Below are 19,409 nucleotides of genomic sequence, written 5' to 3'. Positions count from 1 at the left end.
ATAGATCATGGGTATTGAAGAGAAGCTGCCAGCGGGCTTCCTGCTGACCACCGTCGAGCAGGTCGCGGGCTACATGCGCAAGAGCTCGGTGTGGCCGGCGACGTTCGGGCTCGCCTGCTGCGCCATCGAGATGATGGCGGTCGGCACCCCCGACTACGACATCGCGCGCTTCGGCATGGAGCGGTTCTCCGCCACGCCGCGGCAGGCCGACCTGATGATCGTGGCGGGGCGCGTCAGCAACAAGATGGCGCCCGTGCTGCGCCAGGTCTACGACCAGATGCCCGAGCCCAAGTGGGTCATCTCGATGGGCGTCTGCGCGAGCAGCGGCGGCATGTTCAACAACTACGCGATCGTGCAGGGGGTCGACCACGTCGTCCCCGTCGACGTCTACCTCCCGGGCTGCCCGCCCCGCCCGGAGATGCTGATCAACGCGATCCTGGTGCTGCACCAGCAGATCCAGAACTCCAAGCTGGGGGTCAACCGGGTCGAGGCGGCGCGCGCGGCCGAGCAGGCCGCTCTCGAGGCGACGCCGACGCACGCGATGAAGGGGCTGTTGGCATGACGCCGCCGAGCGAGGGCACGAGCGGAGCGAGCGGTTCGGCGTCAGGCGAGCCGGAGGCAGCCCGCAGTGACAACGGCGAAAAGGCCGAGGTGACGCCGGCGGCCGACAAGCCGGAGCAGAAGGTGTCGACGACGGCCGCGCAGGAAACCGGTGGTGCCCCCACCGCCGCCGAGCCGCCCAACCTGCCCGCCGAGCCCGGCACGGCTCCCGAGCCGGTCGTCATCGGCGAGCGCCAGGGCATGTTCGGTTCCTCACTGGGCAACGACACCAGCGGGTATGGCGGGTTGGAGTCACCGATCCTGTTCCCGGCCGCGGCGGTTCGGCCCTACGGTTCCTACTTCGACGAGGTTGCCGACGCCCTGGAGCGCGGCCTCGGCGACGGTGACGACACGACCTACGGCGACGCGGTCCAGCGCGTCGTGGTGGACCGGGGCGAACTGACCCTCCACGTCGCACGCGAAGCGCTGCCCGCGGTCGCGCGCGCCCTGCGTGACGACCCGGCGCTGCGGTTCGAGGTGTGCACGGGCGTTTCCGGGGTCCACTATCCCCAAGAGACCGGTCGTGAGCTGCACGCGGTCTACCACCTGCTGTCGATCACCCACGGCAGCAGGCGGATCCGGCTGGAGGTGTCCTGTCCCGACGACGACCGGCACATCCCCTCCATCGTCGCGACCTACCCCTCGGCCGACTGGCACGAGCGCGAGACCTGGGACATGTTCGGCATCGAGTTCGACGGGCACCCCTCGCTCACGCGGATCCTGATGCCGGACGACTGGCCGGGCCACCCCCAGCGCAAGGACTACCCCCTCGGTGGCATCCCGGTGGAGTACAAGGGCGCCACCGTGCCGCCGCCGGACCAGCGGAGGTCGTACAGCTGATGACCGAGCAGACCACACACGAGACCGAGGACATCTTCGCGACGTCCGAGTCCGACCGGGACGACGCCGCGGAGGGTCGTGTCTTCACCGCGAGCGGCGGTGACTGGGAGAGCCTCGCCGAGGAGGCAGCCTCCATCGGCGAGGACCGCATCGTCGTCAACATGGGTCCGCAGCACCCCTCGACCCACGGCGTGCTCCGGCTGATCCTCGAGCTGGACGGCGAGACGGTCACCGAGGCCCGGGCGGGCATCGGCTACCTGCACACCGGCATCGAGAAGAACATGGAGTTCCGCACCTGGACCCAGGGCGTGACCTTCTGCACGCGCATGGACTACCTGATGCCGATCTTCAACGAGACGGCCTTTTGCCTCTCGACGGAGAAGCTGCTGGGCATCACCGACCGGATCCCCGAGCGCGCCTCGATCATCCGCGTGATGATGATGGAGCTCAACCGCGTGGGATCCCACCTGGTCGCGCTTGCCACGGGCGGCATGGAGATGGGCGCCACGACGGTCATGACCATCGGGTTCCGCGAGCGCGAGCGCATCCTGTCGATCTTCGAGATGATCACGGGCCTGCGGATGAACCACGCCTACGTCCGCCCGGGCGGTGTGGTGCAGGACCTGCCACCCGGTGCGATCGACAAGGTGCGGGACGCCATCCCGCAGATCCGCCGCGGCATCCACGAGCTCGAGCTGCTGCTCGTCGAGAACCCGATCCTCAAGGGCCGCACCGTCGATGTCGGCTACGTCGACCTGACCGGGTGCATCGCGCTCGGCCTCACCGGACCGATCCTGCGCTCCACCGGGTTCCCGCTCGACGTGCGCAAGTCCGAGCCCTACTGCGGTTACGAGACCTACGACTTCGAGGTGCAGACGGCCAACACGTCTGATGCCTACGGCCGCCTGCTGGTGCGCTTCGCGGAGATGTACGAGTCGCTCAAGATCGTCGAGCAGACCATCGACCGCCTGCAGAGCACGCCCGGCCCCGTGATGATCGAGGACAAGAAGATCGCGTGGCCCGCGCAGCTGTCCCTGGGCGGCGACGGCATGGGCAACAGCCTCGACCACATCCGCGAGATCATGGGCGATTCGATGGAGTCGCTGATCCACCACTTCAAGCTGGTGACGGAGGGTTTCCGGGTGCCGCCCGGTCAGGCCTACGTGCCGATCGAGTCGCCCAAGGGCGAGCTCGGCGCGCACGTGGTGTCCGACGGAGGGACGCGGCCCTACCGGGCGCACTTCCGCGATCCCTCCTTCAACAACCTGCAGGCCGTGGCCGCGATGTGCGAGGGCGGCATGATCGCCGACGTCATCGTCGCGGTGGCCTCGATCGACCCAGTCATGGGTGGTGTGGACCGATGACAAACGCCGTGCACAAGGAATGTCGGGGTCCCCGCGCAGTACCGAGTGAGGTACGAGCGGGGATTTCGTGGGGTGACGTCATGGGAGGAGTGGACCGATGACAGAGATCGAGCACACGGCGAACACCGGGCACTCGGACGACCGGACCGCGATGAGCGAGGCCGGAGCCGCGCCGGACCCGGTGCACCGGCAGACACCGTTGCACGCCTCCGACCAGCCGTATGACGCGCACGTGCTGGCCCAGCTGGACGCGGACGCCGCGTTGATCATCGCGCGCTACCCCGAGCGGCGCTCGGCGCTGTTGCCGCTGCTGCACCTCGTGCAGAGCGTGGACGGCTTCGTGACCGGCCGCGGGGTCAACTGGTGCGCCGAGAAGCTGGAGCTGACCGCGGCGGAGGTGAGCGGCGTCGCCACCTTCTACACGCAGTACAAGCGCCACCCCAACGGTGACTACACCGTCGGCGTGTGCACCAACACGCTGTGCGCGATCATGGGCGGAGACGAGATCTTCGAGCGGGTGAGTGACCACCTCGGCATCGGCCACGACGAGACCACCGAGGACGGCAAGGTCACCCTCGAGCGGGTCGAGTGCAACGCGGCCTGCGACTATGCCCCCGTCGTGATGGTCAACTGGGAGTTCTTCGACAACCAGACCCCGCAGAGCGCGACCGCGCTGGTCGACGACCTGCGCGCCGGCAACGAGGTCACACCGACCCGTGGCGCCTCGCGCGCGTGCGCGTTCAAGCACACCGAGCGGGTGCTGGCCGGCTTCCCCGACGGTTTGGCCGACGAGGGCGTCGGCGCCGGCCCGGCGTCGCTGGAGGGCCTCAAGGTGGCCCACCAGCGCGGTTGGACCGCGCCCGACCCGGGCGCCGACGACGACCATGGTCCAGAAGGCGCGGACGGCGCCGGAGAGGCGGAGCGGTGAGCACCCAGCTGACGCCCATCCTCACGAAGTTCTGGGACGACCCGCAGTCCTGGACCCTCGACACCTACCTGCGCAACGACGGATACAAGGCGCTGCGCAAGGCCGTGACGATGCAGCCGAACGAGCTGGTCGCGATGACCAAGGACTCCGGTCTGCGCGGACGTGGCGGCGCCGGCTTCCCGACGGGCATGAAGTGGGGCTTCCTGCCCCCGCCGGACGGTGGCCCGCGCTACCTGGTGGTCAACGCCGACGAGTCCGAGCCCGGCACCTGCAAGGACATCCCGCTGATGCTGGCGGCGCCACACATCCTGCTCGAGGGTGTGGTGATCACCTCGTTCGCGATCGGCTGCGAGCACGCGTTCATCTACCTGCGCGGGGAGACGGTGCACGTCTACCGTCGCCTCCTGCGCGCGGTCGAGGAGGCGTATGCCGCCGGGTACCTCGGCAAGAACATCCTCGGCACCGACTTCAGCCTCGAGGTGACCGTGCACGCGGGCGCCGGAGCCTACATCTGCGGCGAGGAGACGGCGCTGCTCGACTCCCTGGAGGGTCGACGCGGCCAGCCCCGGCTCAAGCCGCCGTTCCCCGCGGTCGCCGGCCTGTATGCCCGCCCCACCGTCGTCAACAACGTCGAGAGCATCGCCTCGGTGCCCTCGATCCTGCTGCACGGGGCCGACTGGTTCAGCGGCATGGGCACCGAGAAGTCCACCGGTTTCGGCATCTTCAGCCTGTCCGGGCACGTGACCCGGCCCGGACAGTACGAAGCGCCGCTCGGCATCACCCTGCGCGAGCTGCTCGAGCTCGCTGGGGGCGTCCGCGAGGGCCACGAGCTGAAGTTCTGGACCCCCGGGGGCTCCTCCACGCCGATCTTCACGGCAGAGCACCTCGACGTGCCCCTCGACTTCGAGTCGGTGGCGGCCGCGGGGTCGATGCTCGGCACCCGCGCCCTGCAGATCTTCGACGAGACCACGTCCGTGGTGCGTGCCGTGGCGCGCTGGACCGACTTCTACGCCCACGAGTCCTGTGGCAAGTGCACGCCCTGTCGCGAGGGCACCTTCTGGTTGTCGCAGATCATGGAGCGACTGGAACACGGCCGCGGCAGCCAGGACGACATCGACAAGCTGGTCGACATCTGTGACAACATCCTCGGTCGGGCGTTCTGCGCCCTCGGGGACGGCGCGACCAGCCCCATCACCTCCGCGGTGCAGTACTTCCGCGAGGAGTTCGAGGCCGGTATGCACACCCCGGCCGCCGAGCTGTTCCCGCCGTCGCGCTCGACGCTGTTCGCGAAGGAGACCGTGGCCCCATGACCGTGTCCACCTCACCCCCTGCCGGTGGCAACGCCGTGGACGAGGGAGGCAACGCCCAGATTCCGCCCAAGCCGGAGCTGGTCAACCTGACCATCGACGGTGTGGGTGTGAGCGTGCCCAAGGGCACGTTGATCATCCGGGCGGCCGAGCAGGTCGGGATCCAGATCCCGCGGTTCTGCGACCACCCGCTGCTCGACCCGGTCGGCGCCTGCCGCCAGTGTCTGGTGGAAGTCGCCACCCCCGGCCCGGACGGGTCGATGCGGGCGATGCCGAAGCCGCAGGCGTCCTGCACCATCGCCGTCAGCGAGGGCATGCAGGTCAAGTCGCAGCACACCTCCGCGGTGGCCGACAAGGCACAGCACGGGCAGATGGAGTTCCTGCTCATCAACCACCCGCTCGACTGCCCGGTGTGCGACAAGGGTGGCGAGTGCCCCCTGCAGAACCAGGCGATGTCCAACGGCCGGGCGGTGTCGCGCTTCGAGGACATCAAGCGCACCTACCCCAAGCCGATCAACATCTCCAGCCAGGTGCTCCTCGACCGCGAGCGCTGCATCCTGTGCGCTCGCTGCACCCGCTTCTCCGACCAGATCGCCGGTGACCCGTTCATCGCTCTGATAGAGCGAGGCGCGCTGCAGCAGGTCGGCATCTACGAGGAGAAGCCGTTCGAGTCCTACTTCTCCGGCAACACCGTGCAGATCTGCCCGGTCGGTGCGCTCACGGGTTCGGCCTACCGGTTCCGCTCCCGTCCGTTCGACCTGGTCTCCACCCCGAGCGTGTGCGAGCACTGCGCCAGCGGCTGCGCCCAGCGCACCGATCACCGCCGCGGCACGGTCCTGCGCCGGATGGCCCTCGAGGACCACGCCGTCAACGAGGAGTGGAACTGCGACAAGGGGCGCTGGGCGTTCACGTATGCCCAGCAGAGCGACCGGATCACGGAGCCGCTCGTGCGGGGTGACGACGGGCAGCTGCGCGTCGCCGGCTGGCCGGAGGCCCTCGAGGTCGCGGCTCGCGGGCTCGACGCCGCGCGCGCCTCGGGTGGCACCGGCGTGCTCGTCGGCGGGCGGGTCAGCAACGAGGACGCCTACGCCTACAGCAAGTTCACCCGCACGGTGTTGCAGAGCAACGACATCGACTTCCGGGCCCGTCCACACTCGCAGGAGGAGGCGGAGTTCCTCGCGGGTCACGTCGCGGCCACCAGCCTCGCGGTCACCTATGCCGACCTCGAGTCCGCCAAGGCGGTCCTGCTGGTCGGGTTCGAGCCCGAGGAGGAGTCGCCGATCGTCTTCCTGCGGCTGCGCAAGGCACACCGCGCCCACAAGACCCGGGTCTTCTCGGTCGCGCCGTTCGTCACGCCCGCGCTGGACAAGACAGGCGGCACGCTGATCTCGGCCGCACCGGGCACCGAGACCGAGGTGCTCCGCGCCCTGGCCGGTGGCCACGAGGACGTCGCCGAGATCGTCGAGGCGAGCAACGCGCTGCGCAGCGACGCCGTCATCCTGGTCGGGGAGCGGCTCGCCACGGTGCCGGGTGCCCTCTCGGCCGCCTCGGCCCTCGCCGCCATCACCGGCGCCAAGCTGGCGTGGGTGCCGCGCCGTGCCGGTGAGCGCGGCGCGCTGGAGGCCGGAGCCCTGCCGGGCCTGCTGCCAGGTGGCCGTCCGGTCGCCGACCCCTCGGCCCGCACCGAGCTCGCTGCCACCTGGGGCGTCCCCGAACTGCCCGCACGACCCGGTCGCGACACCGCCGCGATGGTTGCGGCTGCCGGGTCCGGCGAGATCGGGGCCCTGCTGGTCGGTGGCGTGGATCCTGACGACCTGCCCGACCCCCGGGCGGCCCGCGCCGCGCTGGAGCGCACCTTCGTGGTGTCGCTCGACCTGCGTGAGAGCCCCGTCACGCCCTACGCGGACGTGGTGCTGCCGGTGGCGGCCCACCAGGAGAAGCCCGGCGCCTTCGTCGACTGGGAGGGACGCGTGCGTCCCTTCGAGCGCGCCCTGTCGAGCAACAACATGAGCGACTACCGCGTGCTCGACCTGCTCGCAGCAGAGCTCGGTGAGTTCCTCGGCACGCGCACGGTCGACTCCACCCGCGCCGAGATGCGCGCGGTCGGACCGTGGACCGGCGCGCGGGCACCGTTGCCCTCGCGCGAGCCCGTCGACCCGCCGGCGCTCAGGGAGGGGGAAGCCGTCCTCGCCACCTGGCACACCCTGCTCGACGCCGGGCGCATGCAGGACGGTGAGCCGTTCCTGGCCGGCACGGCGCCGCGTCCGGTGGCGCGGGTCTCGGCAGCGACGGCAGCGGCAGTCGGCCTCGCCGAGGGCTGGGTCCTGACGGTCTCCACCGACACGGGCCGGATCAGCCTGCCCGTCGCGATCACGGACATGCCCGACCACGTGGTCTGGCTGCCCACCAACTCTCCCGGGTCCGCGGTGCGCTCGATGCTCGGTGTCGACGCCGGTGCCGTGGTCACGCTCAACAAGGGTGAGGGGGCCCCGGAATGAGCATGGTCGGAGCACTCGACCTCAGCGCGGTCCAGGCCCTGGTGCCGACCACGGACAACCCCGTGGCCGACTTCAGCGACACCCCGTGGTGGCTGTCGCTGATCAAGGCCCTGTTCCTCTTCGTCATCCTGCTGGTGCAGACGCTGATCGTGATCTGGTTCGAGCGGCGCGTGATCGGCCGGATGCAGCAGCGGCCGGGCCCCAACCGGACGGGCCCGTTCGGGCTGCTGCAGACGTTGGCCGACGGCGTGAAGCTGGCGCTCAAGGAGGACCTGACGCCGAAGAACGCGGACAAGATCATGTTCGTGCTCGCGCCGATCATCGCCGGGTCGATGGCGTTCGTGTCCTTCGCGATCATCCCGCTCGGCGGTGAGGTGTCGATGTTCGGGCACCGCACCCCGCTGCAGCTGACCGACACCCCGGTGGCGGTGCTGCTGGTGCTGGCGGTCGCGGGGGTGGGGGTCTACGGGACCATCCTGGCGGGCTGGTCCTCCGGCTCGACCTATCCGCTGATCGGCGGGCTCCGCTCGACCGCACAGGTGATCTCCTATGAGATCGCGATGGGTCTGGCCCTGGTGGCGGTGTTCATCTACGCGGGCTCGATGTCGACCAGCCAGATCGTCGCGAGCCAGAGCGGTCTCTGGTACATCATCCCGGCGTTCTTCTCGTTCATCGTCTACGTGATCACCATGGTGGGGGAGACCAACCGGCTGCCGTTCGACCTCGCCGAGGGCGAGGGCGAGCTGACCGGTGGGTTCCACACGGAATACAGCTCACTGAAGTTCGCCATGTTCTTCCTGGGCGAGTACGTCAACATGTTCACCGTCTCGGCCCTGGCCACCACGCTGTTCCTCGGCGGGTGGCAGGCGCCTCCGGGGATCGCGGCGATCAACGACGGGATGTTCAACGAGGGCTGGTGGGGCCTGCTGTGGTTCCTCATCAAGCTGTGGCTGTTCATGTTCTTCTTCGTGTGGCTGCGTGGGTCGCTGCCGCGGGTGCGGTATGACCAGTTCATGCGGTTCGGGTGGAAGTTCCTGATCCCGGGCACCCTGTTGTGGGTGGTGGCGGTGGCCTTCATCCGCGGCGCGCAGCTGTCCTTCCTGGGTGACAACACCTGGCGGGCGACGATCATCGTGGTGGGTGTCATCGGGGCGATCGCCCTGGCGGCCTCATGGGTCTGGGACGGCAAACGGGCCGCGGCCGAGGAAGCGGCGGACCGGCCGCTGCCGGAGGAGATCGACCCGTTCGCGGGCGGCCACCCCATCCCGCCCATGCCCGGCCAGACCCTGCGCGAGCCGGAGCGTGTGGACGCGGCTCCCGCGCTCCCCGAGCCGGTGGCAGCCAGCTCGCCCAGCCCGACCACTTCGGAGGACACCAGTGGCTGACGACAAGCAGCGTGACTACTTCCTCTCCGACCTGTTCGCGCCGGTCGGTGGGTTCGGCGTCACCTTCGCGACGATGTTCCGCAAGGTCGCGACGGAGGAGTACCCCGAGGAGAAGCGACCCACCCAGCCGCGCTACCACGGGCGGCACCAGCTCAACCGCCACCCCGACGGGCTCGAGAAGTGCGTCGGCTGCGAGCTGTGCGCGTGGGCCTGCCCGGCGGATGCCATCTTCGTGGAGGGCGCCGACAACGACGACACCGAGGGAGGCGCGGGCCGGTTCTCCCCGGGGGAGCGCTATGGCCGCGTCTACCAGATCAACTACCTGCGCTGCATCTTCTGCGGCTACTGCATCGAGGCCTGCCCGACGCGGGCCCTGACGATGACCAACGAGTACGAGCTCGCGGACGACAACCGTGGTGACCTGATCTTCGAGAAGGACCAGCTGCTCGCCCCGTTGCGGCAGGGCATGCTGCAGCCGCCGCACCCGATGGTGGCCGGGACGACCGAGCGCGACTACTACCGCGGCAAGGTCGAGAAGGCCACCCCGGAGCAGGAGGCGTGGGTCCGGGACCAGGACGAAGCGGCGGACGCGGCGAACGACGACACCACGGCGCAGCCTGTCGCGGGCCACCTGGAAGGTGGTGTCACCAAGTGAACGGAACCGGCACGTCGGAGGCGGTCCTCTTCTGGATCCTGGCCCCGATCACCGTGTTCGGCGCCCTCGGGTTGATCTTCGCCAAGAAGGCCGTGCACGCGGCCATGGGCACCGCCCTGGTCATGGTCTGCCTGGGCATCTTCTACATCGCCCAACAGGCCGACTTCCTCGGCATCATCCAGATCTTCGTCTACACCGGCGCGGTCATGATGCTGTTCCTGTTCGTCGTCATGCTGGTCGGCGTCGACTCGTCCGACTCCCTGGTCGAGACGATCAAGGGACAGAAGTGGGCCGCGTTCGTCCTCGCCGTCGGACTGGCGGTGCTGCTGACCAGCACCGTCGGATCCGTCACCTTCGGCAAGCCGGTCGGTCTGGCCCAGGCCAACTCCGGCGGCAACGTGTCGGGCATGGCCGACCTGATCTTCGGCAAGTACGTCTGGGTCTTCGAGGTCACCAGCGCGCTGCTGATCACCGCCGCGCTCGGGGCGATGGTGCTCGCCCACCGGGAGCGGCTCACCCCGAAGCGCACCCAGCGCGAGTGGGCCGAGCGCCGCTTCCGCCGTGGACAGCACGTGGCCGGCCTGCCCGCGCCCGGTGTCTACGCCCGGCACAACGCGGTGGACACCCCGGCGCTGCTGCCGGACGGCACGCCCAGCGAGCTGTCCGTCTCGCGGGTGCTCGTCGCGCGTGACCAGATCACCCGGCCGGACGACTACGACTCCGCCGAGCGAGCTATCGAGCGCGACATCGAGGAGGGTTCCCGGGAATGAGCCTCGTCAACTACATCTACCTGTCCGCGATCCTGTTCGCGATCGGTTCGGCGGTGGTGCTGGTGCGCCGCAACGCGATCGTGGTGTTCATGGGGGTCGAGCTCATGCTCAACGCGACCAACCTCGCGTTCGTGACGTTCGCCCGGATGAACGGCCAGCTCGACGGCCAGGCGATCGCCTTGTTCGTGATGGTCGTGGCCGCGGCGGAGGTCGTGGTCGGCCTCGCCATCATCATGTCCATCTACCGTGCCCGTCGCTCGGCCTCGGTCGACGATGCCAACCTGCTGAAGCTGTAAGGAGCGAGCGGCGTGCATACCCTCATCACACTCGCGTCCAGCGAGCCCGCGGCGACGTCCGCGGCCACTGGCGTGACGTCATACGCATGGCTGCTGCTGGCCTTCCCGCTGTTCGGCGCCGCCCTGCTCCTGTTCGGCGGCCGGGTGCTGGACAAGGCCGGCCCGATGATCGCCGTGCTGCTGTCGTGGGCAGCCTGTGTCGTCGGCGTCCTCATCGCGATCTCGATGATGGGCGCGGACCCCTCCGACCGGTCCCACACGCTCCACCTGTTCTCGTGGGTTCCGGCCGGCACCTTCGACGTCAACGCCAGCCTGCTGCTCGACCCGCTGTCGATCACCTTCGTGCTGCTGGTCACCTTCGTCGGGTCCCTCATCCACGTCTACTCGCTGGGCTACATGGAGGGCGACTCCGACAAGCGCCGGTTCTTCGCCTACCTCAACCTCTTCGTCGCGGCGATGCTCACCGTGGTCCTCTCCGACAACTACCTGATGCTGTATGCCGGGTGGGAAGGCGTGGGTCTCGCGTCCTACCTGCTGATCGGGTTCTGGTACCACAACCCGGCCTACGCCAGCGCGGGCAACAAGGCGTTCTTCGCCAACCGGGTCGGTGACGTCGGCATGTCCATCGCGATCATGCTGATGTTCGTCGAGTTCGGCCGCACCGACTTCGCGGGCGTCAACGCCGCGGCCTCGCAGGCGAGCGAGGGCATCCTGACCGCGATCGGGCTGATGCTGCTGCTCGGTGCGTGCGCCAAGTCGGCCCAGTTCCCCCTGCAGAGCTGGCTCGGTGACGCCATGGCGGGCCCTACCCCCGTCTCCGCGCTGATCCACGCGGCGACGATGGTGACCGCCGGCGTCTACCTCGTGGTGCGCAGCCACGTGCTGTTCGACCTCGCGCCCACGGCGCAGCTCATCGTGGTCATCGTCGGTGCGGTCACCCTGCTCTACGGAGCGGTCGTCGGCTGCGCCAAGGACGACCTCAAGAAGGCCCTCGCCGCCTCGACCATGAGCCAGATCGGCTACATGATGCTGGCCGCGGGCCTCGGCCCGATCGGCTACGCCTTCGCGATCTTCCACCTGCTCACGCACGGCTTCTTCAAGGCCGGGATGTTCCTCGGCGCCGGCTCGGTCATGCACGCCATGGACGACCAGGTCAACATGCGTCGGTTCGGCGGGCTCGCGACGCTGATGAAGATCACCTGGGTGACGTTCGGGCTGGGCTGGCTGGCGATCATGGGCGTGCCGCCCTTCGCCGGGTTCTGGTCCAAGGACAAGATCATCGAGGCGGCCTTCGTCGGGGAGGGCTGGCGGCCCTGGGTCTTCGGCCTGGCCGCGCTCATCGGCGCCGGCATCACCGCGTTCTACATGTCCCGGCTGTTCTTCATGACCTTCCACGGGAAGCGTCGTTGGACCGACGACCAGCACCCACACGAGGCGCCGCTGTCCATGACGGTGCCGATGATCATCCTCGCCGTCGGCTCCGCCGGTCTGGGCCTGATCCTCGGACCGACCGGCATCATCACCAGCTGGCTCGAGCCGGTCGTCGGGTCGGCGGAGGGCGGGCACGAGCCGGTGCTCTCCGTGCCGGTCCTGACGGTGCTCACCCTGCTGCTCGTCGCAGCCGGCATCGCCTTGGCCTGGTGGCGCTACCTGCGTGAGAGCGTCCCCGTGGTCGCGCCCGTCGGGTCGCTCGCAACGCGCGCCGCGCGCCGTGACCTCTTCCAGGACGACATCAACGAGGGCCTCTTCATGCGCCCCGGGATCCACCTGACCCGGTCCCTGGTGTTCGCCGACAACAAGGGCATCGACGGCGGGGTCGGTGGTCTGGCCGCCTTCGTCGGCGGGCTGTCCGCCCGCGCGCGGCGGGTCCAGAACGGCTTTGTCCGCTCCTATGCCCTGACGATGCTGGGTGGCGTCGTCGTGATCCTCGGTGCCCTGTGGGTGGTGCAGTGATGTCAAGCTTTCCCTGGTTGACCGTCCTCGGCGCGGTGCCGCTCGTCGGCTCCGCCGTCGTGGCGCTGCTGCCCAAGGGCCTCGCAGGCAGGGCGCGCGAGATCGCGTTGGGCTTCGCGCTGGTCACCCTCGGGGTGGCGATCGCGGCGGCGACCCAGTTCCAGACCTCGGGGGGCTCGGGACAGTTCCAGCTCGTCGAGAAGCACTCCTGGATCCCGGAGTTCGGCGTCAGCTATGCGCTCGGCGTCGACGGGATCGCGCTCGTGCTGATCCTGATGAGCGTGGTCCTCGTCCCCGTGTGCCTGCTGGCCGCCTGGAACGACGTGCCCGAGACGGGTCGGCGGCAGCAGGGCTACTTCGCGCTGATGCTGGTGTTGGAGATGTTCATCATCGGGGTGTTCTCCTCGACCGACGTCTTCCTCTTCTACGTGTTCTTCGAGGCCATGCTCGTCCCCGTCTACTTCCTGATCGGGTCGTTCGGCGGTGAACAGCGCCACTACGCAGCGGTGAAGTTCCTGCTCTACTCGCTGGTCGGTGGCCTGGTCATGCTCGTGGCCGTCATCGCGCTCTACCTCTACGGACCCGGCGGCTCCGAGGGCTTCCTCATCGAGCGGCTCACCGGCCTGCAGATCGACCCGACCGCCGAACGGCTGATGTTCCTCGGGTTCTTCTTCGCGTTCGCGGTCAAGGCCCCGATGTGGCCGGTGCACACCTGGCTGCCGGACGCCGCGACGGAGGCCAAGCCTGCGACGGCCGTGCTGCTGGTGGGCATCCTGGACAAGGTCGGCACCTTCGGGATGATCCGGTTCTGCCTGCAGCTGTTCCCCGACGCCAGTCGCTGGGCCACACCGGTGATCATCGTGCTGGCCGTGATCTCGGTCATCTACGGTGCACTGCTGGCGATCGGCCAGACCGACATGATGCGCCTGATCGCCTACACCTCGGTCAGCCACTTCGGGTTCATGGTGCTGGGCATCTTCGCGATGACGACCGTCGGTGGCTACGGTTCGACGCTCTACATGGTCAACCACGGCTTCACCACCGCAGCCCTGTTCATCATCGCCGGCATGCTCGTGCAGCGGCGCGGGTCGAAGTTCATCCCCGACTACACCGGCTGGCAGCGGATCACACCGGTCATCGCCGGAGTCTTCCTGCTGGCCGGCATGTCCACGCTGGCGCTGCCCGGGCTGAACTCGTTCGTCTCCGAGTTCCTCGTGCTGGTGGGCACGTTCGAGCGTTACAAGGCCGCCGCGATCATCGCCACGCTGGGCATCGTCCTGGCCGCCCTCTACATCCTGCTGTGGTACATGCGCACCATGACCGGTCCGAAGCCCGAGCAGTATGCCGGCACGAAGGACATGTCGCACCGCGAACGCTGGGTGGTGGCCCCCTTGGTGATCGTGATGCTCGGCCTCGGGGTCTACCCCAAGCCGGTGCTCGACGTCATCCGGCCCGCCGTGAACACGACGCTGCAACACGTCGGCGTCACCGACCCGCCGCCGTCCATCGGCACGACTGCTGAGGGGAGCACCAAGTGATCGCCTCCATGGCAGGAGCCCTGCCGACGGAATTCGTCATGACGCAGATCAGCTACGCGGCTGTCCTGCCCATGCTCCTCGTGTTCGGTGGGGCGATGATCGGCGTGCTCATCGAGGCCTTCGCACCGCGCCGTTTCCGGCACGAGGCGCAGGTGACGCTCACGCTGCTCACGCTGGTGGCGGCGCTGGTCGCGATCGCGACCAGCGCGCGCGACCACCAGGGCATCACCGCGGCCGGTGCCGTGGTCATCGACGGTCCGGCGCTGATCTTCCAGGGCGTCATCGTCGCGCTGGCGGCGGTCGGCGTGCTCGCGATGGCCGAACGGTTCACCGCCGACGAGGCCGACGCCTTCACGCAGTCCGGCGCGGCCGTCCCCGGCTCGCCACGCGAGGCAGCGGCAGTGCGGCTCGGAGCCACCTCCACCGAGGTCTTCCCGCTCACCCTCTTCGCGGTCGCGGGGATGATGCTCTTCCCGGCCTCCGCCGACCTGCTGGTGATGTTCGTGGCGCTCGAGGTGCTCTCGCTGCCGCTCTACATCCTGTCCGGCCTGGCGCGGCGCCGACGCCTCCTGTCGCAGGAAGCCTCGCTGAAGTACTTCCTGCTCGGGGCGTTCTCCTCGGCCTTCTTCCTGTTCGGCGCGGCCCTGATCTACGGCTACGCCGGCTCGCTCGAGCTGTCCGACATCGCCACGGCGGTCCAGAACCAGTCGGGCATGGACGGGTTGCTCATCCCGGGCGTCCTGCTCGTCGTGGTCGGGCTGCTCTTCAAGGTCGGTGCCGCGCCGTTCCACGCGTGGACTCCCGACGTCTACCAGGGCGCGCCCAGCCCGGTCACCGGCTTCATGGCCGCGGGCACCAAGGTGGCGGCCTTCGGCGCGCTGCTGCGGGTGCTCTACGTCGCCTTCGAGGGCGTGCGCTGGGACTGGATGCCTATCCTGTGGGGCGTGGCGATCCTGACCATGGTGGTCGGCGCGGTGTTGTCGGTGACCCAGACCGACATGAAGCGGCTGCTGGCCTACTCCTCCATCGCCCACGCCGGATTCATCCTGGTCGGGGTGCTGGCGCTCAACCAGAAGGGCGTCTCGAGCACGCTGTTCTACCTGGTCGCCTACGGCTTCATGACGATCGCGGCCTTCGCGATCGTGGCGCTGGTCCGTTCGTCGGGCAACGAGGCCACCCACCTGTCGCAGTGGGCCGGGCTGGGCAAGCGCAGTCCGATCGTCGCCGGCGTGTTCGCGTTCCTGCTGCTGGCCTTCACCGGCATCCCGCTGACCTCCGGCTTCACCGCCAAGTTCGCCGTGTTCGCGGCGGCGGTCGCAGGCGGCGGAACCTGGCTGGTCATCGTCGGCATCATCTGCAGCGGCATCACCGCCTTCGTCTACATCCGCATCATCGTGCTCATGTACTTCTCCGAGCCGGCGGGCGACACGATGGTGATGACACCTACCGTGATGTCGACGCTGTGCATCAGCCTCGGCACCCTCGTGACCCTGTGGCTCGGCATCATCCCGTCCCCGCTGCTGGACCTCGCGTCCCAGTCCACCTTGTTCCTGCGATGACCACACCCCACGAGGGCCACCCCACGAAGTCCTCCGTTGCGCTCCGGTACTTCGCGGGGGCCCCGGCCTCCGATACTCACGGCGGCTCCGCGTGAGCGGAGCCGCGTCGCCGACCCTGGCCCTGCCGAGCGCTTCGCCCGAGCTGACCGAGCGCCTGCAGCAGGGTCTGGTCCGGGTGGACCAGCGGGTCCGCAGCGTCGTGGACCACGAGGACACCTTCATCGCGGCGGCCTCCGCGCACCTGACGGCTGCGGGCGGCAAGCGGTTCCGCCCGCTGCTGACCCTGCTGACCGCCGAGCTCGGCAAGGACTGCACCGACGAGGTCATCGACGCCGCGACGGCCGTCGAGCTGACCCACCTCGCGTCGCTCTACCACGACGACGTCATGGACGCCGCCACCGTGCGCCGTGCCGTCGCGAGCGTCAACGCCGCCTACGACAACTCGACCGCCATCCTCGTCGGAGACCTGCTCTTCGCGAAGGCGTCCGAGCTGGTGGCGGGACTGGGCGCGGAGGCCGTGCTCATCCAGTCGCAGACGTTCGTGCGGCTGTGCGTCGGACAGATCCGCGACGACCGGCCCGCTCCGGAGGGAGCCGACCCGGTCGACTACTACCTCGGGGTGCTGGAGGACAAGACCGGCGCACTGGTCGCCACCGCCGCCCGCTACGGCGCGATGTTCTCCGGCTGTCCGCCAGAGACGGTCGAGATCTGCCGGCACTACGGCGAGCTGCTGGGCATGGCCTTCCAGCTGGCCGACGACCTGCTCGACATCACGTCCGACTCGGCCGAGTCGGGCAAGACCCCCGGCACCGACCTGCGCGAGGGTGTCGCCACCCTGCCCGTGCTGTATGCGCTGGCCTCCACCGACCCGGCGGACGACCGGCTCAAGGAGCTGCTCGCCTCCGACCTGCGCGACGACGCGCTGCACGCGGAGACGCTGGGCCTGCTGCGCAAGCACGAGGCCGTCGAGCACGCCCGCATGCACACCGACGCAGTGGCCCGACAGGCTCAGCACATCCTGGACCCGCTGGGGGAGAGCCCGGCCCTCGACGCCCTGCGGGCCCTCGCCGTCGGTGTCGCCCGCCGCGCCGGCTGACCCGGACTGTGCTCCCTCCCGGCCGGTTTGCTCCACCCAGGCCGATCCGCAGGCCCCGGCGACCGGCCTGAGGCGAGCAATGCGGCCCGAGGTGAGCACGGGCCGGACACGCCGGGTGGCTACGCTCGACACGTGAGTGTTCCCGAGAGCGTGGTCCGGGCCGTCGCACACCTGGCGGCGCCCTGCGGGGTCGTCGACCTGGCGGCATTCCGGGCCAACGCCCAGGACCTCGTGCGCCGAGCCGGTGGCCTGCCGATCCGGGTCGCCTCGAAGTCGGTGCGCTGCCGCCCGCTGCTCGAGCAGGTGCTGGAGCGGCCCGGTTTCGCCGGGGTCATGGCCTACTCACTGCGCGAGGCGATCTGGCTGGTCCGGCACGGCCAGACCGAGGTCCTGCTGGCCTATCCCAGCGTGGACCGGGCCGCGATGGCCGAGCTGGCCGCCGAGCCGGTGCTGACCTCGGCGATCACCGTCATGGTCGATCACCCGGGCCACGTCGCCGTGCTCGCCTCGGCCGCGGACCGCGCGCGCCCGGTCCGGGTGTGCCTCGAGGTCGATGCCTCGCTCCGAATCGGACCCGCCCACCTCGGGGTGCGGCGCTCGCCGGTGCACACGCCCGACCAGGCCGCCCGAGCCGCCCGCCGGATCGCCGAGGTACCGGGGGTGCGGCTCGTCGGGCTGATGTTCTACGACGCGCAGATCGCGGGGTTGCCGGACTCGTCGCCGGCCGTCCGGCTCGTCAAGCGCCTGTCGGCGCGGGAGCTGCTCGCGAGGCGTGGAGCCGTCGTGCGCGCCGTCCGTCCCTACGCCGACCTCGAGATCGTCAACGGCGGTGGCACCGGCAGCCTCCACGTCACCGGTCGCGACCCGCACCTCACCGAGCTCGCCGCCGGCTCCGGTCTCTACGGCCCGACCCTGTTCGACGGCTACCGCGACTTCTCACCGGAGCACGCGGCATACCTCGTCCTGCCCGTGGTGCGACGCCCCGCCCCCGACGTGGCCACCTGCTTCAGCGGTGGCTACATCGCCTCCGGCCCGCCCGGTTGGTCGCGGGTGCCGCAGCCCTGTCACCCGGAGGGCCTGCGGTTGTTGCGGAACGAGGGGGCTGGAGAGGTGCAGACCCCGTTGTCGGGGGAGGCTGCACGGCACCTATTCATCGGCGACCCGGTGTGGTTCCGGCACGCCAAGGCGGGCGAGCTGTGTGAGCGGCTCGACGAGGTGCACCTCGTCCACGACGGCGAGGTCGTGGCGACGGTGCCGACCTATCGCGGTGAGGGGATGAACTTCGGTTGAGCCGACCACCTGCAGGGGCAAGCAAACCGGCGGTCTGGACGAACTGGTCCGGACTCGAGTCGGCGCGGCCCAGCGAGACCTTCGCGCCGGTGAGCGCCAATGCCGTCGTCGAGGTCGTCGGACGGGCGGCAGAGCGTGGTGCCCGGCTCAAGGCGGTCGGCTCCGGGCACTCCTTCACGGGGATCGCGGTCGCCGACAGCATGCTGATGCGCTTGGACCGGATGTCCGGGATCGTCTCTGTCGACGGAGAACTCGTCACCGTGCGCGGCGGCACCCGTCTCGCCGACCTCAACCCGATGCTGGCCGAGCGCGGCCTGGCGATGGCCAACCTCGGCGACATCGACGAGCAGACCATCGCCGGCGCGATCGCCACGGGCACCCACGGCACCGGAGCCGCCCTGACCGGGCTGGCCGGTCAGGTGCGTGCACTGACGATGGTGCTCGCCGACGGCAGGATCGTGCGGTGCTCGCCGACGGCGGAACCCGAGTTGTTCGCGGCCGCGCGCGTGGGACTCGGAGCCCTGGGCATCGTCACCGACGTGACGCTGCAGTGCACGCCGGCGTTCCTGTTGCAGGCGGTCGAGGCGCCCGAACCGCTGGGCGAGGTGCTCGGCCGGCTCGATGAGCTCGTCGACGGCAACGACCACTTCGAGTTCTACTGGTTCCCCCACACGGACCGCACGCTCACCAAGCGCAACAACCGGGTGCCGGTCGGCACGACCCGCGCCCCGTTGCCGCGCTGGCGCCGGGCGCTCGACGACGAGTTCCTCTCCAACACGGTCTTCGAGTGGACCAACCGGTTGGCGGCGCGACGCCCCTCCCTGGTCCCGCGCATCAACACCGTGGCCAGCCGTGCACTGACCGCCCGCGGCTACACCGACGACTCGTACCGGGTCTTCGCCTCACCGCGCCGGGTGGTCTTCCGCGAGAGTGAGTATGCCGTGCCGCGGGCCGCCGTGCCCGACGTCCTCACCGCGCTGCGCACCTGGATCGACGGCCACGACGAGCGGCTGCCCTTCCCGGTCGAGGTGCGCTTCGCCGCGGCGGACGACGTGTGGCTGTCGACCGGCTACGAACGGGCGGGCGGCTACCTCGCGGTGCACCAGTACCACCGGCTCGAGCACCGCCGCTACTTCGAGGCGTTCGAGGCGATCGTGGCCGAGCACGACGGCCGGCCGCACTGGGGCAAGCTGCACACGCTCGGGGTCGAGCGGCTGCGCGGGCTCTACCCTCGCCTCGACGACTTCCGGGCGGTCCACGACCGGGTCGACCCGGGGCGGATGTTCGCCAACGCCTACCTCGAGCGGGTCCTCGGGCCCTGAGGTCCGCT

General features: G+C 69.6%; 16 protein-coding genes. All 16 read left to right on the top strand.

What is annotated here, in order from left to right:
- The first annotated feature begins 7 nt into the window (after positions 1-7).
- Positions 8-562: a NuoB/complex I 20 kDa subunit family protein gene (locus tag FCN22_RS06145; RefSeq protein WP_137120656.1), complete on the top strand. Its 555-nt coding sequence runs from the start codon at positions 8-10 to the stop codon at positions 560-562.
- A complete protein-coding gene (locus tag FCN22_RS06140; RefSeq protein ID WP_238384549.1) occupies positions 559-1,440 on the top strand; it encodes an NADH-quinone oxidoreductase subunit C in 882 nt (293 codons plus the stop codon). The genes FCN22_RS06145 and FCN22_RS06140 overlap by 4 nt, the downstream gene beginning before the upstream one ends.
- Entirely contained in the window at positions 1,440-2,804 is a 1,365-nt protein-coding gene (locus FCN22_RS06135) for an NADH-quinone oxidoreductase subunit D (RefSeq protein ID WP_137120655.1), read from the top strand. The genes FCN22_RS06140 and FCN22_RS06135 overlap by 1 nt, the downstream gene beginning before the upstream one ends.
- A 151-nt stretch (positions 2,805-2,955) precedes the next feature.
- Positions 2,956-3,732 (top strand): NADH-quinone oxidoreductase subunit NuoE, encoded by a 777-nt coding sequence (gene nuoE / locus FCN22_RS06130; RefSeq protein WP_137120739.1) that lies wholly within the window; start codon positions 2,956-2,958, stop codon positions 3,730-3,732.
- The gene (gene nuoF, locus FCN22_RS06125) at positions 3,729-5,042 is read left to right on the top strand and encodes an NADH-quinone oxidoreductase subunit NuoF (RefSeq protein WP_137120654.1); all 1,314 of its coding nucleotides are present in this window, start codon (positions 3,729-3,731) and stop codon (positions 5,040-5,042) included. Before nuoE ends, nuoF begins: the two co-directional genes overlap by 4 nt.
- A complete protein-coding gene (locus FCN22_RS06120) occupies positions 5,039-7,537 on the top strand; it encodes an NADH-quinone oxidoreductase subunit G (protein WP_137120653.1) in 2,499 nt (832 codons plus the stop codon). The genes nuoF and FCN22_RS06120 overlap by 4 nt, the downstream gene beginning before the upstream one ends.
- Before the next feature lie 2 nt (positions 7,538-7,539).
- Positions 7,540-8,922 (top strand): NADH-quinone oxidoreductase subunit NuoH, encoded by a 1,383-nt coding sequence (gene nuoH, locus FCN22_RS06115; RefSeq protein ID WP_373681285.1) that lies wholly within the window; start codon positions 7,540-7,542, stop codon positions 8,920-8,922.
- Positions 8,915-9,577: an NADH-quinone oxidoreductase subunit NuoI gene (nuoI, locus tag FCN22_RS06110; RefSeq protein WP_202911430.1), complete on the top strand. Its 663-nt coding sequence runs from the start codon at positions 8,915-8,917 to the stop codon at positions 9,575-9,577. The genes nuoH and nuoI overlap by 8 nt, the downstream gene beginning before the upstream one ends.
- On the top strand, positions 9,574-10,347 hold the full coding sequence (locus FCN22_RS06105; protein ID WP_137120650.1) for an NADH-quinone oxidoreductase subunit J: 774 nt from the start codon (positions 9,574-9,576) through the stop codon (positions 10,345-10,347). The genes nuoI and FCN22_RS06105 overlap by 4 nt, the downstream gene beginning before the upstream one ends.
- Entirely contained in the window at positions 10,344-10,643 is a 300-nt protein-coding gene (gene nuoK / locus FCN22_RS06100) for an NADH-quinone oxidoreductase subunit NuoK (protein WP_137120649.1), read from the top strand. The genes FCN22_RS06105 and nuoK overlap by 4 nt, the downstream gene beginning before the upstream one ends.
- A gap of 12 nt (positions 10,644-10,655) precedes the next feature.
- On the top strand, positions 10,656-12,596 hold the full coding sequence (gene nuoL, locus FCN22_RS06095) for an NADH-quinone oxidoreductase subunit L (RefSeq protein ID WP_137120648.1): 1,941 nt from the start codon (positions 10,656-10,658) through the stop codon (positions 12,594-12,596).
- Positions 12,596-14,134: an NADH-quinone oxidoreductase subunit M gene (locus FCN22_RS06090; protein ID WP_137120647.1), complete on the top strand. Its 1,539-nt coding sequence runs from the start codon at positions 12,596-12,598 to the stop codon at positions 14,132-14,134. The genes nuoL and FCN22_RS06090 overlap by 1 nt, the downstream gene beginning before the upstream one ends.
- 8 nt (positions 14,135-14,142) lie before the next feature.
- Entirely contained in the window at positions 14,143-15,693 is a 1,551-nt protein-coding gene (gene nuoN, locus FCN22_RS06085; protein WP_137120738.1) for an NADH-quinone oxidoreductase subunit NuoN, read from the top strand.
- Positions 15,694-15,784: 91 nt separating this feature from the next.
- Positions 15,785-16,789: a polyprenyl synthetase family protein gene (locus FCN22_RS06080; protein ID WP_137120646.1), complete on the top strand. Its 1,005-nt coding sequence runs from the start codon at positions 15,785-15,787 to the stop codon at positions 16,787-16,789.
- A gap of 132 nt (positions 16,790-16,921) precedes the next feature.
- Complete coding sequence (locus FCN22_RS06075; RefSeq protein ID WP_137120645.1) at positions 16,922-18,079, top strand: amino acid deaminase/aldolase; 1,158 nt, start codon at positions 16,922-16,924, stop codon at positions 18,077-18,079.
- Positions 18,076-19,401, top strand: coding sequence for a D-arabinono-1,4-lactone oxidase (locus FCN22_RS06070; protein ID WP_137120644.1), 1,326 nt, complete (start codon positions 18,076-18,078; stop codon positions 19,399-19,401). Before FCN22_RS06075 ends, FCN22_RS06070 begins: the two co-directional genes overlap by 4 nt.
- Positions 19,402-19,409: the final 8 nt, after the last annotated feature.

Origin of the sequence: Segeticoccus rhizosphaerae (assembly GCF_005222685.1) — a bacterium.
Taxonomy (GTDB): Bacteria; Actinomycetota; Actinomycetes; order Actinomycetales; family Dermatophilaceae; genus Segeticoccus; species Segeticoccus rhizosphaerae.
This window is presented reverse-complemented; position numbering and strand designations above follow the sequence as displayed.

Coding starts and splice junctions, on each gene's coding strand:
- FCN22_RS06145 (WP_137120656.1), top strand. CDS start 8: ATGGGTATTGAAGAGAAGCTGCCAGCGGGCTTCCTGCTGACCACCGTC.
- FCN22_RS06140 (WP_238384549.1), top strand. CDS start 559: ATGACGCCGCCGAGCGAGGGCACGAGCGGAGCGAGCGGTTCGGCGTCA.
- FCN22_RS06135 (WP_137120655.1), top strand. CDS start 1,440: ATGACCGAGCAGACCACACACGAGACCGAGGACATCTTCGCGACGTCC.
- nuoE (WP_137120739.1), top strand. CDS start 2,956: ATGAGCGAGGCCGGAGCCGCGCCGGACCCGGTGCACCGGCAGACACCG.
- FCN22_RS06120 (WP_137120653.1), top strand. CDS start 5,039: ATGACCGTGTCCACCTCACCCCCTGCCGGTGGCAACGCCGTGGACGAG.
- nuoH (WP_373681285.1), top strand. CDS start 7,540: ATGGTCGGAGCACTCGACCTCAGCGCGGTCCAGGCCCTGGTGCCGACC.
- nuoK (WP_137120649.1), top strand. CDS start 10,344: ATGAGCCTCGTCAACTACATCTACCTGTCCGCGATCCTGTTCGCGATC.
- FCN22_RS06090 (WP_137120647.1), top strand. CDS start 12,596: ATGTCAAGCTTTCCCTGGTTGACCGTCCTCGGCGCGGTGCCGCTCGTC.
- nuoN (WP_137120738.1), top strand. CDS start 14,143: ATGGCAGGAGCCCTGCCGACGGAATTCGTCATGACGCAGATCAGCTAC.